Here is a 13576-nt window from a genome sequence, read left to right as displayed (position 1 = left end):
TACGCTCTATCCATCCTGTGAAGGCTGAAAACTTTCGTTCCGCATCTGACTCCACTTCGTTCTCAAAGAACGAATCGGAATCGGAAAAATCAGCGCGCAACGATTCCTACTGATTGGTTTACTCCACTCGAAATGTTGCGCACGCAGTTCGTCACATCCTCACTTGTCCGGAAAATTCACCCCGATCTCCGTTACCACCGGCGCCCATTTCACCAGCGTCGCATTGTCCGAGGCGACTTTCACGCCGTCGCCAAGCAGCGATTTCGGCGCAGCCGATTTCCGGTCGAAGCGGATCGTCACGGTGCAGCCGCCCTGCAACGGATGGCCGAGCGTGCCGCCCTTCCAGTCGGTGACGAAGCCGCCATAGTCCCACTCGAAGTCGGCCACCAGAAACGGCTTGCCGTTCGCCTTCTGCAAGTCGGCGAGGCTCGATCCGATCGTGATGCCGCTGACGCTCCAGCGGCTCGTCTTCGCGGTGTCGCGAAGGATCAGGCCGGAGGCGCGCCCAGCCTTGTCGTCGGCGAAGCCGATCTCGATGCGACGGTCCATCGCCTTCGGAAACAGCACCAGCCCCTTGTAGGTCTCACCTTCGGCGCCCGGCAGTTCCTGGACCACCGCGTCCTTGCCGTAGCGTTGCTTCAGGCTTGCTTCCGTATCATCCCGCGCAATTGGCGAAACGCAGGTGATCGGTCCTTCTTGCGGCGGGACGGTCTGGGCCAATGCGGGCGAGACGATCGCGATGAGAGCCGTAACGGCGAGGTTGCGTATCATCGGAAGTTAATTCCAGACTGGAAGCTCCAGCCTGGAACGTAACGCGCGAGTTCGGCCCGGCACAACTCCCGACCGTGAGGTCAGAGCGACGCCGATCGGCCTATGCCGCCGCCCTCTGTTTCGCCACCATCGCCTCGCCAAAAGCCTCGAACAGCTTGCGATTGATCGGATTGCGCTGCGGGTCGTATTCGGCGTGCCACTGCACGCCGAGCGCGAAGGTCGACGCTTCCGCGATGCGGATCGCCTCGATGGTGCCGTCTTCGGCCACGCCTTCGATCAGCACGCGCTTGCCGGGGTCGAGTATGCCCTGCCCGTGCAGCGAATTGACCCGGATCTTCTCGCAGCCGAGGAGTTTTGCGAACGCGCCGCCCGGCGTGAGGTCGACGTCGTGACGGTCGGCGAACACGACGGTCGGATCGGGATGGATCTCGCCATTCTCCAGCCGGGGCATGCGGTGGTTCATGCGGCCGGGGATTTCGCGGATCTCGGGATGCAGCGAGCCGCCGAAGGCGACGTTCATCTCCTGCAAGCCCCGACAGATGCCGAACAGCGGAATGCCGCGCGAGACGCAGGCGAGCGAGAGCGCCAGCGCGACCTCGTCGCGGTGAATGTCATAAGGCTCGTGCTTCTCGCAGGGATCGACGTTGAACCGGGTCGGGTGGACGTTGGCACGAGCCCCGGTCAGCACGATGCCGTCAACGGTATCGAGCAGTGCAGCGATATCGGTGATGTCGGGCGAGCCCGCAAACATCATCGGCAGGCCACCGGAGACCTCGGCCACGGCGCGCAGGTTGCGCTCGCCGACCATTTGGACCTGAAAACGATTTTCGACGCGATGGGAATTCCCGATCACGCCGACGACCGGCTTTCTCATCTCCCGTTCCGACCTCCACGCCGAAAAAGATTCTCTAAACATGCCCCTCGGATGGAACAAATTCAACAGAGCGGATCGCGGGCCGGCAATGCTATTTTGACCTAATTCCTGCCCCTCGGCGCGCCCCCTGGGGCCCCATGGGCGTCGGCCGCAACGCGCTTGAACGCACTTGAACGCACTTGGGCGCTTCAATCCGGCGCACGGGGCCGGCTTGATCCCCGGTCAGATTTCACGAAAGAGTGCTGCTGCGCGCTTCCGAAAAGGACACGATGTGACCATCTCCAGAGATGAACAGCCGGAAAACCGCTCCGATTTGGCTCGGGACATGGCTTGGGACAGGGCTTGGGACAGGGCTTGGGCCATTGCCGTCGGCGGCATCGGGATCGTCCTGTTCACTGCGGCGCTGGTCTTCACCTGGTACTTTGCCGCCACCCTGCTCCTGATCTTCACCGGCATGCTGCTTGGCGTCGGCCTCAACGCGCTGACCAATGCGCTCGGCCGCCGCGTGCACCTGCCACATGCGGCGCGGCTTGCGATCGTCTGCACCGTGCTTGCGGCCCTGCTTGCCGGCGTCGCCTATCTCGGCGGCGCGACGATTGCCGATCAGGCCTCAGCGCTCAGCAACACCATCAAGTCGCAGATCTCGCATGTCAGGTCTTTCCTCGAAAACCACGGCATCGACACCAGCTTCTTCGACATTAGCAACGCGACCTCCGCCGCCCCCTCCGCCTCGGGCGATACGGCGACGGCACCGGTGGCAAGCCCGACTGCACGCGGTCAACTGCCAGGCGCAGGCGCGCTTGCCTCCAGCGGCGGAGCAATCGTCAGCCAGACCTTCAAGCTGCTGTTCGGCGCGATCAGCGCCGTCGGCAACATCTTCATCGTGCTGTTCCTGGGGCTCGCCTTCGCCACGCAGCCCAGCGTCTATCACGACGGGCTGCTATTCCTCGCACCGGTCAGGCACCGCGTCCGCGCGACCCTCATCGTCGACCGCATCGGCGAGACGCTGGAGCGCTGGCTGATCGCGCAGATCATCGTCATGCTCGCGGTCGGACTCGTGACCTGGATCGGACTTGCGATCATCGGCATCCCCGGCTCGTTCATCCTGGGCATCCAGGCCGGCCTGCTCGCCTTCATCCCGACCGTCGGCGCCATCATCGCCGGCGTCGTCGTGGTGCTGGCGAGCCTCGCCTCGGGCTGGATTCCGGCGCTGTCGGCGCTGATGCTGTTCCTCGGCGTGCATGCGATGGAGAGCTATGTGCTGACGCCGCTGCTCCAGCGCCAGGCGCTGAACATCCCGCCGGCCACGCTGTTTGCGTTCCAGATCCTGCTCGGCGTCGTCTTCGGCGTCTGGGGCCTGGCGCTGGCGCTGCCGCTCGTCGCCATCGCCAAGGTCATGATCGACCATTTCAAGACGTATGAGGCGCCTCTCGCAGAGGGGGCATAAAGAGGTAGCGCCTCAGGTCGTCAGCACGGTCTCGGTGTGCTCGACATCGGGAGGCGAGGCAAAATACTGGCCGACAAGCCCGCGCCATTCGGTGAAATTCTCGGAGCCGCGAAAATCGACGGTATGGTTCTCCAGCGTCGCCCATTTCACCATCAGCCGGTAGCGCTGCGGCTTCTCGATCGACTTGTGCAGTTCAAAACCGTGAAAGCCCTTGGAGCGGCCGAAGGCGGCCTTGGCCTTGGCGACAGCGGCCTCAAAATCCTTCTCGCTGCCCGGCTTGACGTCGATTTGCGCGATCTCGGTGATCATCGGTTTCCACCCCTATTTGTTTGGTGGCCGTGTCTACCGCAGCTGGAAGCAAAGAAAAAGGCGCCGAAACGGCGCCCTGCCCGGCCGAAAATGCGGCGCTCTCAGGCGAACAACAGCACGGTGCCGGCAACGATGAACGCGCAACCGAGAAAAAGCACAAACGGCCAGTAGCTGTGGCTTTGCGTGTAGCGGCCTTGCGCGCGGCGCTCGGCGATCAGCGCGGTCTCGTATTCGTCCGCGGTCGAGAACAGGCAGGCGAAGCCGCCGCGGGCCGAGCTTGCAGCGGCTTCGAGCGACATCAGGGCAGCCTGCGGATTCTGTCGACGGATCGATTCCATGACCGCAATGGTATGGATCGAATGGTAAACAGAAGATTACCGCAAGGCGCCCGTTTGCTTCATGCCGTGGCCGGACGCGTCTGCGGCGCGCCGGTCCGCGCGGCGCTCTGGCGACGCCAGTTCTCCAGCGACAGCGGCAGCTCCTCCGCCGACTCGACGCGATTGCGGCCGCCGCGCTTGGCCTGGTAGAGCGCGGTGTCGGCTGAGGCCAGCAGCACCTCGAGCTCGGTGCCCGCCGGGCCGCCGGCGACGCCGATGCTGACCGTGGTGTCGACCGGGCCTTCATCGACGACAACACCCGATGTCTCGAACGCCTCGCGCACACGCTCGGCAACCAGCACGCCCTCCTCGAGCGAACACGGCAGCAGCGCCGCGAATTCCTCGCCGCCGATGCGGCCGGAAAGATCGGAGATGCGCAGGTTGCTGACGACGACGGTCGAGAACAATTTCAGCATCTCGTCGCCGGCGGGATGGCCGAAGCGGTCGTTGATCGACTTGAAGTGGTCGATGTCGAAGATCATCACGGTCACGGGACGTCCGGCCTTGGCCTCGCGCTCGATCACCCGGCTGCATGCTTCCGAGAAGCCGCGGCGGTTGAGCATGCCCGTCAGTGGATCGGTGGATGCGGCGGTCCGGTGCGCGGTCACCGTCCGCTCGGACACCAGCATGAAGATCACGAACACGGTGCCGACGGCGTAGAGCACGAGCTCGACCGCGAACACGGTGACCCAGATGCTACCGGAAAAGCTCGCGTCGTTCGGGCGCATGAAGCTGCCGAGCAGGATCGGCAGCATCAGGACGCAGCCGTGCATGACCGGCACGACGAAGGCGGGCCAGCGACGTTGCAGGCTCTTGCGCCGCTCGACCCAGAGCTCGCCCGCGGTCAGCGCCGCGTAGATCGAGACGATGCCGGCGCCGACGAGCATGCGCAGCATGGACGCGGCAGGATCGAGCAGCGAGGCGGCAGCGACCCAGGCGAGCGCACCGGCGAGCAGGCCCGGCCAGTTCGGTTTGCGGCCATGGAAGACGCGCGCCGCATTCCACACCATGCCACAGGCAACGAAGCCGACTGCGTTCAGCGCGAGATAGAGATGTGGCCCGAGCTTGTCGCCGGCCGCAGTCCACAGCGCCACGGAGGCCGCACCGAGCAGATACGCGGTGCCCCACCATTTCAGCGCAGGGCTGTTCTCTTGCTTACCAAACAACACCATCATGGCGCCGAGCAGTGCGGCGACCATGGTGGCAACCAAATAGAGCGTGATGCTATCGAGCGACATCATGTCGGCCCCCTTCAAGACATAGCAGTTACGCGATCGGCCCAGCCGACTTGCGCGCCCTTCCAAATGCCACGCTAGGTCCGGCGAGTTCCATTCAGGTTTTCACGCGAGCCCAAGTTTTCGGGAAACTCGTCTTCAATTTGCGTACAAACGAACAGCAAAAAGGGCGCTGAAATCAGCGCCCTTTTGCATCTCATTGAAGCCGCTTTCGCGGCGAATGTGACCGAAGCGATTAACGCTTCGAGAACTGGAAGGACCGGCGGGCCTTGGCCTTGCCGTACTTCTTACGCTCGACCACGCGCGAGTCGCGGGTGAGGAAGCCGCCCTTCTTGAGCACGCTACGCAGCTCGGGCTCGAAGTAAGTGAGAGCCTTGGAGATGCCATGACGCACGGCGCCAGCCTGGCCGGACAGACCGCCGCCGGCGACGGTGCAGATCACGTCATACTGGCCCGAACGCTGGGCCACCGAGAACGGCTGCTCGATCATCATGCGCAGCACGGGACGGGCGAAATAGACCTCGACCTCGCGCGAGTTGACGGTGACCTTGCCGGCGCCCGGCTTGATCCAGACGCGGGCGACCGCGTCCTTGCGCTTGCCGGTGGCGTAGGCGCGGTTGAACTTGTCGACCTTCTTCTCGTGCTTGGGCGCATCGGGCGCCACGGCTGCGGTCTTGAGCTGCGAGAGCTGGTCGAGCGACTGAATGGATTCGGCCATGATTATGCGGCCCTCGTGTTCTTGCGGTTCAACTTGGCGATGTCGAGCTTCTCGGGCGTCTGGGCCTCGTGCGGATGATCGGCGCCGCCGTAAACACGGAGGTTGCCCATCTGGACGCGACCAAGCGGACCACGCGGGATCATGCGCTCGACGGCCTTCTCGAGCACGCGCTCGGGATGACGGCCTTCGAGGATCTGGCGCGCGGTGCGCTCCTTGACGTGGCCGACATAGCCGGTGTGCTTGTAGTAGGTCTTCTGCTCGCGCTTGCGGCCGGTGAGGACGGCATGCTGGGCGTTGATGATGATGACGTTGTCGCCGCAATCAACGTGCGGGGTGTAGGTCGGGAGGTGCTTGCCGCGCAGACGCATGGCAACGATGGTGGCGAGACGGCCGACGACCAGACCCTTGGCGTCGATCAGCACCCACTTCTTCGTTACCTCGGCCGGCTTTGCCGAAAAGGTTTTCATCTCTGAATTTCCGTGAAGGGAGACATCGGCGCGAACACCGCACCAGACTGCGCGAGTTTCTAGAGAAGCGCCGCGCAACGGTCAATGCCCAAAGATGGAATTTACGCAAGCAGAATCAATGGTTTAAAAATATGGTGCTATATTACCTGCAAAAAGGTCAAATATTTGGAATGGAATAGGTCGATGTGACATGGGCGATGGGATCGGGCGACGTTCCCGTCAACAGGTTCACCTCCCCGACCGCCAGGCGCTTGCCGAGCTTGAGCAGCCGGGCCTCGGCCAGCACGTCCTGCCCCGGCTGGCCCTTGCGGAGGAAATTGATGTTGAGATTGGTGGTCACGGCGAGCCCGATCGGACCGATCGCCGACAGCAGCACCACGTACATGGCGAAATCGGCCAGGGCCATCAGCGTCGGGCCGGACACGGTTCCCCCCGGCCGCAGCATCCTTTCGCTGTAACGCTGGCGCAAAAGGCAGGTCTGGCCGTCCGCGCTCTCGATCGTGATGTCATCGCCGCTGAAGGCCTGGGGGAATTCGTCGCGGAGAAACTGCTCAAGCTCCGCCACGCTCATTTTCGCTGCCGCCATGCCGTTCCCCACCCTCGCTTCGCGCCACCTGCTACATTAGGTTATCTGCATCATCCAACTGTAATAATCCAATCGGAAACGCTCCAATGTCCACCCAGGCCGCCCGCGCCCCCTCGCCGCATCAGCCAATTCTGCTGCGCGAAATGGTCGGCCCTATCGCAGTCCTAACCCTGAACCGGCCGGCCGCGCGCAACAGCCTGTCGACGGCGATGATTGCGGGCCTGCATGCCGCGCTCGACGAGATCGGCGGCGATAAGGCCGTCCGCGGCGTCGTGCTGGCAGCCAACGGTCCTGCCTTCTCGGCCGGTCACGACATGAAGGAGCTGACCGCGCGCCGCGCGGATCCCGATCGTGGCCGCGCCTTCTTCGCCGAGACCATGAACGCCTGTAGCGCGATGATGCAGGCGATCGTGCATCTGCCCAAGCCCGTGGTCGCTGCCGTCCAGGGCATCGCGACAGCCGCCGGCTGCCAGCTCGTGGCGAGCTGCGACCTTGCGATTGCATCGGAAGCCGCCCACTTCGCCACGCCCGGCGTCGACATCGGCCTGTTCTGCTCGACGCCGATGGTGGCGCTGTCGCGCAATGTGCCGCGCAAGCAGGCGATGGAGATGCTGCTGACGGGCGAGCCGGTCCCCGCCGCGCGCGCGAGAGAGATCGGTCTCGTCAATCGCGTGGTCACTGCCGGCACCGAGCGCGATGCCGCGATCGCGCTGGCGCAACAGGTCGCGTTGAAGTCGGCCTACACCGTCAAGCTCGGCAAGGAGGCGTTCTATCGCCAGGCCGAGATGAGCCTTGCCGATGCCTATCGCTATGCGGCAGAGGTGATGACCGAAAACATGATGGCACGCGATGCCGAAGAAGGCATCGGCGCCTTTATCGAGAAGCGCGCGCCGACCTGGCGGGATGAGTGACAACAAGAAAAGACCAGCAATGAATCACGACTCCTATCCCGACAATTATATCCGCAGCATTCTCAACAGCGTGAAGTCGATCGCCATGGTCGGTGCTTCGCCGGTCAATGTGCGGCCGAGCTATTTCGCGTTCAAATATCTGGCGCAGCGCGGCTACGACATGATCCCGATCAACCCCGGACATGTCGGCAAGGACCTGCTCGGCAAGCCCTTCGTCGCCTCGCTCTCCGACATCGGCAGCCCCGTCGACATGATCGACATTTTCCGCAACTCCAGCCACATCATGCCTGTCGTCGAGGAAGCCCTCATGCTCGATCCTCTGCCGAAGGTGATCTGGATGCAGCTTGGCGCACGCGACGATGCGGCGGCGGAAAAGGCCGAGGCCGCAGGTATCAAGGTCGTGATGAACCGCTGTCCCAAGATCGAATATGGCCGGCTGTCGTCGGAGATCTCCTGGATGGGCGTCAATTCGCGCACGCTCTCCTCCAAGCGCCCGCCAGCGCCGACGCAAGGCATGCGTCTATCCCTCAATCGGATGAGTGTCGGTGGCGGCGATACCGCAGCCTCCGATCGTGCCGCCAAAAACAAGACCGAACAGAGCTGAAGCAATCGCGACGGATTCATTCCGCGAACGCGACAATGCGTAGCACGATCGTTGCGATGTGAAGCCGCAGCTTGACGCCGGGCGCGGCGCCGATCAGCATGCCGCGCGATTTCAGACCACAAAAACAGGACGCCAAGTATGAGCGATCGCCTTCCGGGATTTTCGACCCTCGCCGTGCATGCCGGTGCACAGCCCGATCCCACGACCGGTGCGCGCGCGACCCCGATCTATCAGACGACTTCGTTCGTCTTCAACGACGCCGACCACGCCGCCTCGCTGTTCGGCCTGCAGGCGTTCGGCAACATCTACACGCGTATCGGCAATCCGACCAACGCGGTGCTGGAAGAGCGCGTCGCCGCACTCGAGGGCGGCACCGCCGCGCTGGCGGTGGCGTCGGGCCACGCCGCGCAGGTCGTGGTGCTGCAGCAACTGCTCCAGCCCGGCGACGAGTTCATCGCCGCGCGAAAGCTCTATGGCGGCTCGATCAACCAGTTCACCCATGCATTCAAGAGCTTCGGCTGGAACGTGGTGTGGGCGGACCCAGATGACATCGCCAGCTTCGAGCGCGCGGTGACGCCGCGCACGAAGGCGATCTTCATCGAGTCCATCGCCAATCCCGCCGGCAGCATGACCGACATCGAGGCGATCTCGACCGTGGCGCGCACGGCAGGCGTGCCGCTGATCGTCGACAACACGCTGGCCTCGCCCTATCTGATCCGCCCGATCGATCATGGCGCCGACATCGTCGTGCACTCGCTGACGAAGTTTCTCGGCGGCCATGGCAATTCGCTCGGCGGCATCATCGTCGATGCCGGCACGTTCGACTGGTCGACGGGCGGCAAATATCCGATGCTCTCCGAGCCCCGGCCGGAATATCACGGCATCCGGCTCCAGGAGACGTTCGGCAATTTCGCCTTCGCGATCGCCTGCCGCGTGCTGGGCCTGCGCGACCTCGGCCCGGCGCTGTCGCCGTTCAACGCCTTCATGATCCTCACCGGCATCGAGACGCTGCCGCTGCGCATGCAGAAGCACTGCGACAATGCGAAAGCCGTCGCCGAATTCCTCGCCGGACATCCGGCGGTGGCCTCGGTGAGCTATGCCGGCCTTCCGAGTGACAAGTACAACCAGCTCGCACGCAAATATGCGCCAAAGGGCGCGGGCGCCGTGTTCACCTTCAGCCTGAAGGGCGGCTATGACGCCGGCGTCAACCTGGTGTCGAAGCTGCAGCTGTTCTCGCACCTCGCCAATGTCGGCGACACGCGCTCGCTGGTGATCCATCCGGCCTCGACCACGCACAGCCAGCTCGACGACGCCGCCAAGATCAAGTCCGGCGCCGGCCCCGACGTGGTCCGGCTCTCGATCGGCATCGAGGACAAGGAAGACCTGATCGCCGACCTGGAGCAGGCGCTGGGCGCCTAGCAAGCTTCGACACCTTCCATCCGCACCGGAAACTGGCGCTGCGCCTTGCCGAAGGCTCCGCGCCAGCTTCCCTCGCTACAGTCGCCCAACGCTCCCACGTCTCAACCGGGCGTCATGAACGCGACTGCACAAGGATGGCCATGAATATCGCCGTAGCGGACATCGGAACGCTGTTTCCAATCCCCTCGCAAACAAGCGCTCACGATAAAAGGTTCTTGTTGCAGACCATTGCTCTCGCCAAGCGAGTGCTCGGATCGTTTTCTTATGTCGAGATCGGCTCCTATCTCGGCGGCAGCCTGACGCCGTTTCTGCTGGACCCCGCATGCACGGCGGTGCTTTCAATTGATGAAAGGGGACGCCAGCAGCCGGACGAGCGGGGCGCCAAGTACGACTATTCCGGAATTACCCACCAGACCATGATCAACAATCTGGTGTCTCGCGGCATCCCGACGTCCAAGCTGACCACGTTCGATGGCTCGGTGGATGCGGTACAGGGCGCTCAAAACAGCTTCGAGATCGCTTTCATCGATGGCGAGCACACCGACATCGCCTGCTTCAGGGATTTCTTGTGGACGCTTCCGCTGATGAAGAGCGATGCAGTCATTCTCTTTCACGACAGCACGCTGGTCTACAAGGCCCTCCGCATGATCGGCTTGTACATGAGGAAGTCCGGACAAAAGCACGTATTCGCGAAGAACAACGAGTCTGATGTCACCGCCCTCTTCCTCGGCAAATTCGCCGAGATCGATTTCGCGCGAGAGTTCGGTCAGGCCGCGAACTGGGACGAATTCTTCGAGAAGTCGGAGACGGAGGTCATCCAGCACGTTCTGAAGAACAGGGTGAGCATCCAATTCGACGCGGTCGTCACCCCGGTCAGGACGTTTCCGGCCTGATCCGCGGAGCAAGTGAAAGCGCGCCCCGGTTAATAGTCATTAACCATATCTGCCGCATACATCATCGCTGGATCGCCCCTTTGATTCGGAGCCGATGATGCTGCGCTGGATGGTGCCTGCCCTGGCGGTGATGCTGACGGTCTCAGCCGCCGTTGCCGCTGACTTTCCGGCCCATCCGAAGCGGCGGGCCGCCGCTCCGCCGCAGGAGCCGCCAAAGGTCTATGTCGAGACTGATCCGGATGCGCTGATCTCGCCGGCCTATGGCATTGGCAGCTACATTCGGAACCTGCCAGGCACGCCGCTGTTGCCGGGCTCCCATACGCTGCCGGGCTATTACGGTCGCCCCTGGGACTACGATTACCAGGGCTCGTACTACGGCGGGAAACAGGTCGATTACTTCTGGCGCCTGCCCTATTCGTGCGGCATCTACGGTTATTGCTGATCTGGTCAGCCGGGCTGCTCCACCGGGACCGCGCGCGGCTGTGCTTCCGCGCTTTGCCGCGCCGCCAGCCGCTCCGCCTGCATCACCGCCAACGTCAGAACGGCGATCGCAACCGCCTGGTGCGAGAGCGCCAGATCAATCGGCACCTGGTTGAGCAGTGTGAGGATGCCGAGCACCACCTGCAAGCTGACCGCCGCAAGCAGCCAGAGCGCACCGCTGGTCGCCGAGCCGGCGCGCGAGCGCACCGCGTTGAACGCATGCAGCGCCACCAGCGTGAACAGCAAGTAAGCCGTCATGCGGTGCTCGAACTGAACCGTCAGCACATTGTCGAACATGTTGCGCCACCACGGCGTCTCGAACCACAGCCGCTCCGCCGACGGAATGAATGCGCCGTCGATCTGCGGCCAGGTGTTGTAGGCGCGTCCGGCGCGCAGGCCCGCGACCAGCGCACCGAAATAGATCTGGATGAAGGTCACGAGCACCAGCACCGCGCTCGTGAACCGCAGCCGCGCGGGAACCGCAAGCTGCGGCCGATCGGCGAGCCTGCGCACCGTCCAGACGATGCCGGCAAAGATCAGCAGCGCCAGAACCAGATGCGTCGCGAGCCGATATTGCGACACTTCGACCCGCTCGGACAGCCCTGAGGCCACCATCCACCAGCCGACCGCACCCTGGAGGCCTCCAAGCGCGAACAACAGCCAAAGCCGCCGCTTCAAATCGCCCGCCAGACCACCGCGCCACAGGAAAAACAGGAACGGCAGCAGATAGGCGACGCCGATGAAACGGCCGAGCAGCCGGTGGCTCCACTCCCACCAGAAGATCTGCTTGAACTCGGACAGGCTCATCCCGGCATTGAGTTCGCGATATTGCGGAATCTTCTTGTAGGCCTCGAAGGCGTCGGTCCACTGCGCCTCCGACAACGGGGGCACGCTGCCGGTGACCGGCTTCCATTCGACGATCGAAAGGCCGGATTCCGTCAGGCGCGTCGCGCCGCCGACCAGCACCATCAGAGCGATCAGGGCGGCCACGGAAATCAGCCACCAGCGCACGGCGCGATGCGGGTTGATCGGGGCGAAATTCGTCGTCATTTCAGGGGCGAACCAAGCCTTGTATCCAAGCTACTTGAACCAGACTGCGTGCCCCTTATAGTCCCCCGCTCCTGCAGCGCAAGTTACGCGAAAGCCGCAAGCCCCCGCCATGACGATCCGTACCCGCAAGTTCCTCGGCGCCATCCTGCTTCTGGTGCTGGCCACCGTCTGGGCCCTGCTCGGCATGGCGGCTGCGCAGATGCCGTGGATCGCCGAGTCCGGCTGGCGGCAGGCGATCTACTACGTGGTAGTCGGCATGGGCTGGGTGCTGCCGGCAATGCCGATCGTGAGCTGGATGCAGCGGCCGGATCGCGCCAAATCTAGCTCGTAGCACTGCCAGTCGGTCTCACCGGCGCAAAGGCGACACCGGACACCAGCACGCGCATCATGCGCAGCGAGCGCACCCGCCCGTCCCAGGCAATCCGCGGCAGCGCGTGCAGATTGGTGCGCCCTTCCGCATCGACAATTCCTGAGATGGTCGAGACCGCGCTGGCGAAACCTACTTCCTCGGCCATCACGACGTGGCTGCGCCGGAATGAGGCGCGATCGCCGAACGGAAACGCGAGGTGCCCGACCTCGCGGCCGAAGGCCGCTTCGGCGACCGCCTTGCCCATCGTCATCTCGCGTAGCGCGGCCGCGTCCTTCATGCTGGCGAGATTGGGATAGTTCACAGTCGCGCTGCCGATCGTGACCAGCGGATCAGCGGCGAGCCTCGCCAGATCCTCCCAGTCCATCGACGCCTCGCGCGAGAGGGCGGCGAGATCGACCCGGTAACGCGTGCAGAGATCGGCGATCGCGGTCGACAAATCCGCCGGCGGCAGCGAGCGCAGCCAGCTCTCGAGATACGAGAACAGCGCCTGCTTCTCGGAATTATCCGTGACGCTGAAGCGCTGCTCCTTGTCTCCCATCATCAGGCTGATGCGGCTCTCGCGTGCAATCACCTGCTCGAGCCCGAGCCACCATGCCTCACCGACGCCGTCGGGAAAGGCGGTGGGAACGTAGAGCGTGAACGGCACGGCGTGCCGCGCCAGCACCGGATAGGCAAAGCTGATCAGATCCTTGCTCGCACCATCGAAGGTCAGCGCCACGAAGCGACGCTTCTCGGGCAGCGTCACCGCGCGGCGGCAGACCTCGTCCATGCCGAGAAAATCATAATTCCAACGCTTCAGCGCGCGAATGGCACGATCGAGAAATTGCGGCGTGATTTCGTTCCGGCGCAGCGGTTGAAACGCGCCGCCTCGTCGCGGCCGCACGCGCTCGAAGCGCAGGATGGCGCCTGCACCACGGCTGCGCAGCAAGGGCTGGCCGGTCAACCAGGTCAGTTCGAGCCGCAACCGCTCCAGCCATCTGTTGTCGGGTGCCAATATCCCACCTTCGGGTTCGCTGGCGGCCTGATCCCTCAGCCACTGTCATTACCCTTTGTTGACATTTCTTT

General features: G+C 63.7%; 17 protein-coding genes. 7 read left to right on the top strand and 10 right to left on the bottom strand.

Annotated features, from left to right (window positions below; genetic code table 11):
- Nucleotides 1-159: 159 nt before the first annotated feature.
- Complete coding sequence (locus XH89_RS17680; protein WP_194468216.1) at nucleotides 160-771, bottom strand: hypothetical protein; 612 nt, start codon at nucleotides 769-771, stop codon at nucleotides 160-162.
- Between the two features lie 100 nt (nucleotides 772-871).
- Nucleotides 872-1645, bottom strand: coding sequence for a gamma-glutamyl-gamma-aminobutyrate hydrolase family protein (locus tag XH89_RS17675; RefSeq protein ID WP_194468215.1), 774 nt, complete (start codon nucleotides 1643-1645; stop codon nucleotides 872-874).
- 271 nt (nucleotides 1646-1916) lie between these two features.
- Here XH89_RS17675 and XH89_RS17670 point away from each other — a divergent pair, with 271 nt between their 5' ends.
- The gene (locus XH89_RS17670; protein ID WP_194468214.1) at nucleotides 1917-3092 is read left to right on the top strand and encodes an AI-2E family transporter; all 1176 of its coding nucleotides are present in this window, start codon (nucleotides 1917-1919) and stop codon (nucleotides 3090-3092) included.
- Between the two features lie 12 nt (nucleotides 3093-3104).
- On the opposite strand, the gene XH89_RS17665 is transcribed toward XH89_RS17670, so the two are convergent.
- The 6 genes from XH89_RS17665 to XH89_RS17640 form a co-directional block, all read right to left on the bottom strand.
- Nucleotides 3105-3401 carry an antibiotic biosynthesis monooxygenase gene (locus XH89_RS17665; RefSeq protein WP_057756272.1) on the bottom strand — a complete coding sequence of 99 codons (297 nt, stop codon included), beginning with the start codon at nucleotides 3399-3401 and terminating at the stop codon, nucleotides 3105-3107.
- A 101-nt stretch (nucleotides 3402-3502) separates the two neighbouring features.
- Nucleotides 3503-3739 (bottom strand): hypothetical protein, encoded by a 237-nt coding sequence (locus tag XH89_RS17660; protein WP_194468213.1) that lies wholly within the window; start codon nucleotides 3737-3739, stop codon nucleotides 3503-3505.
- Between the two features lie 59 nt (nucleotides 3740-3798).
- Nucleotides 3799-5019: a GGDEF domain-containing protein gene (locus XH89_RS17655; protein WP_194468212.1), complete on the bottom strand. Its 1221-nt coding sequence runs from the start codon at nucleotides 5017-5019 to the stop codon at nucleotides 3799-3801.
- Between the two features lie 229 nt (nucleotides 5020-5248).
- A complete protein-coding gene (gene rpsI, locus XH89_RS17650; protein ID WP_057756279.1) occupies nucleotides 5249-5731 on the bottom strand; it encodes a 30S ribosomal protein S9 in 483 nt (160 codons plus the stop codon).
- A gap of 2 nt (nucleotides 5732-5733) precedes the next feature.
- Nucleotides 5734-6198, bottom strand: a complete 465-nt coding sequence (gene rplM / locus XH89_RS17645; RefSeq protein ID WP_057756282.1) for a 50S ribosomal protein L13 — start codon at nucleotides 6196-6198, stop codon at nucleotides 5734-5736.
- A 157-nt stretch (nucleotides 6199-6355) separates the two neighbouring features.
- A complete protein-coding gene (locus XH89_RS17640; protein ID WP_194468522.1) occupies nucleotides 6356-6784 on the bottom strand; it encodes a PaaI family thioesterase in 429 nt (142 codons plus the stop codon).
- An 86-nt stretch (nucleotides 6785-6870) separates the two neighbouring features.
- Between XH89_RS17640 and XH89_RS17635 the strand changes: the two genes are divergently transcribed.
- From XH89_RS17635 to XH89_RS17615, 5 genes are all read left to right on the top strand, one after another.
- Nucleotides 6871-7695, top strand: coding sequence for an enoyl-CoA hydratase (locus XH89_RS17635; RefSeq protein WP_194468211.1), 825 nt, complete (start codon nucleotides 6871-6873; stop codon nucleotides 7693-7695).
- A 19-nt stretch (nucleotides 7696-7714) separates the two neighbouring features.
- Complete coding sequence (locus XH89_RS17630; protein ID WP_194468210.1) at nucleotides 7715-8299, top strand: CoA-binding protein; 585 nt, start codon at nucleotides 7715-7717, stop codon at nucleotides 8297-8299.
- Between the two features lie 138 nt (nucleotides 8300-8437).
- Nucleotides 8438-9718 (top strand): O-acetylhomoserine aminocarboxypropyltransferase, encoded by a 1281-nt coding sequence (locus tag XH89_RS17625; RefSeq protein ID WP_194468209.1) that lies wholly within the window; start codon nucleotides 8438-8440, stop codon nucleotides 9716-9718.
- 140 nt (nucleotides 9719-9858) lie between these two features.
- Nucleotides 9859-10611 (top strand): class I SAM-dependent methyltransferase, encoded by a 753-nt coding sequence (locus tag XH89_RS17620; RefSeq protein ID WP_210345262.1) that lies wholly within the window; start codon nucleotides 9859-9861, stop codon nucleotides 10609-10611.
- A gap of 97 nt (nucleotides 10612-10708) precedes the next feature.
- On the top strand, nucleotides 10709-11053 hold the full coding sequence (locus tag XH89_RS17615) for a hypothetical protein (protein ID WP_194468207.1): 345 nt from the start codon (nucleotides 10709-10711) through the stop codon (nucleotides 11051-11053).
- 5 nt (nucleotides 11054-11058) lie between these two features.
- On the opposite strand, the gene XH89_RS17610 is transcribed toward XH89_RS17615, so the two are convergent.
- A complete protein-coding gene (locus XH89_RS17610) occupies nucleotides 11059-12141 on the bottom strand; it encodes a COX15/CtaA family protein (RefSeq protein WP_194468206.1) in 1083 nt (360 codons plus the stop codon).
- A gap of 109 nt (nucleotides 12142-12250) precedes the next feature.
- Between XH89_RS17610 and XH89_RS17605 the strand changes: the two genes are divergently transcribed.
- Complete coding sequence (locus XH89_RS17605; RefSeq protein ID WP_045003154.1) at nucleotides 12251-12472, top strand: DUF2842 domain-containing protein; 222 nt, start codon at nucleotides 12251-12253, stop codon at nucleotides 12470-12472.
- Here the strand turns inward: XH89_RS17605 and XH89_RS17600 are convergent.
- Nucleotides 12462-13505, bottom strand: a complete 1044-nt coding sequence (locus tag XH89_RS17600; RefSeq protein WP_194468205.1) for a polysaccharide deacetylase family protein — start codon at nucleotides 13503-13505, stop codon at nucleotides 12462-12464. The two genes, XH89_RS17605 and XH89_RS17600, sit on opposite strands and share 11 nt — an antisense overlap.
- Nucleotides 13506-13576 lie beyond the last annotated feature (71 nt).

It is taken from the genome of Bradyrhizobium sp. CCBAU 53340 (genome assembly GCF_015291645.1).
GTDB lineage: Bacteria > Pseudomonadota > Alphaproteobacteria > Rhizobiales > Xanthobacteraceae > Bradyrhizobium.
The sequence above is the reverse complement of the archived record's forward strand: the minus strand, read 5'-3'. Positions and strand labels throughout refer to the sequence as shown.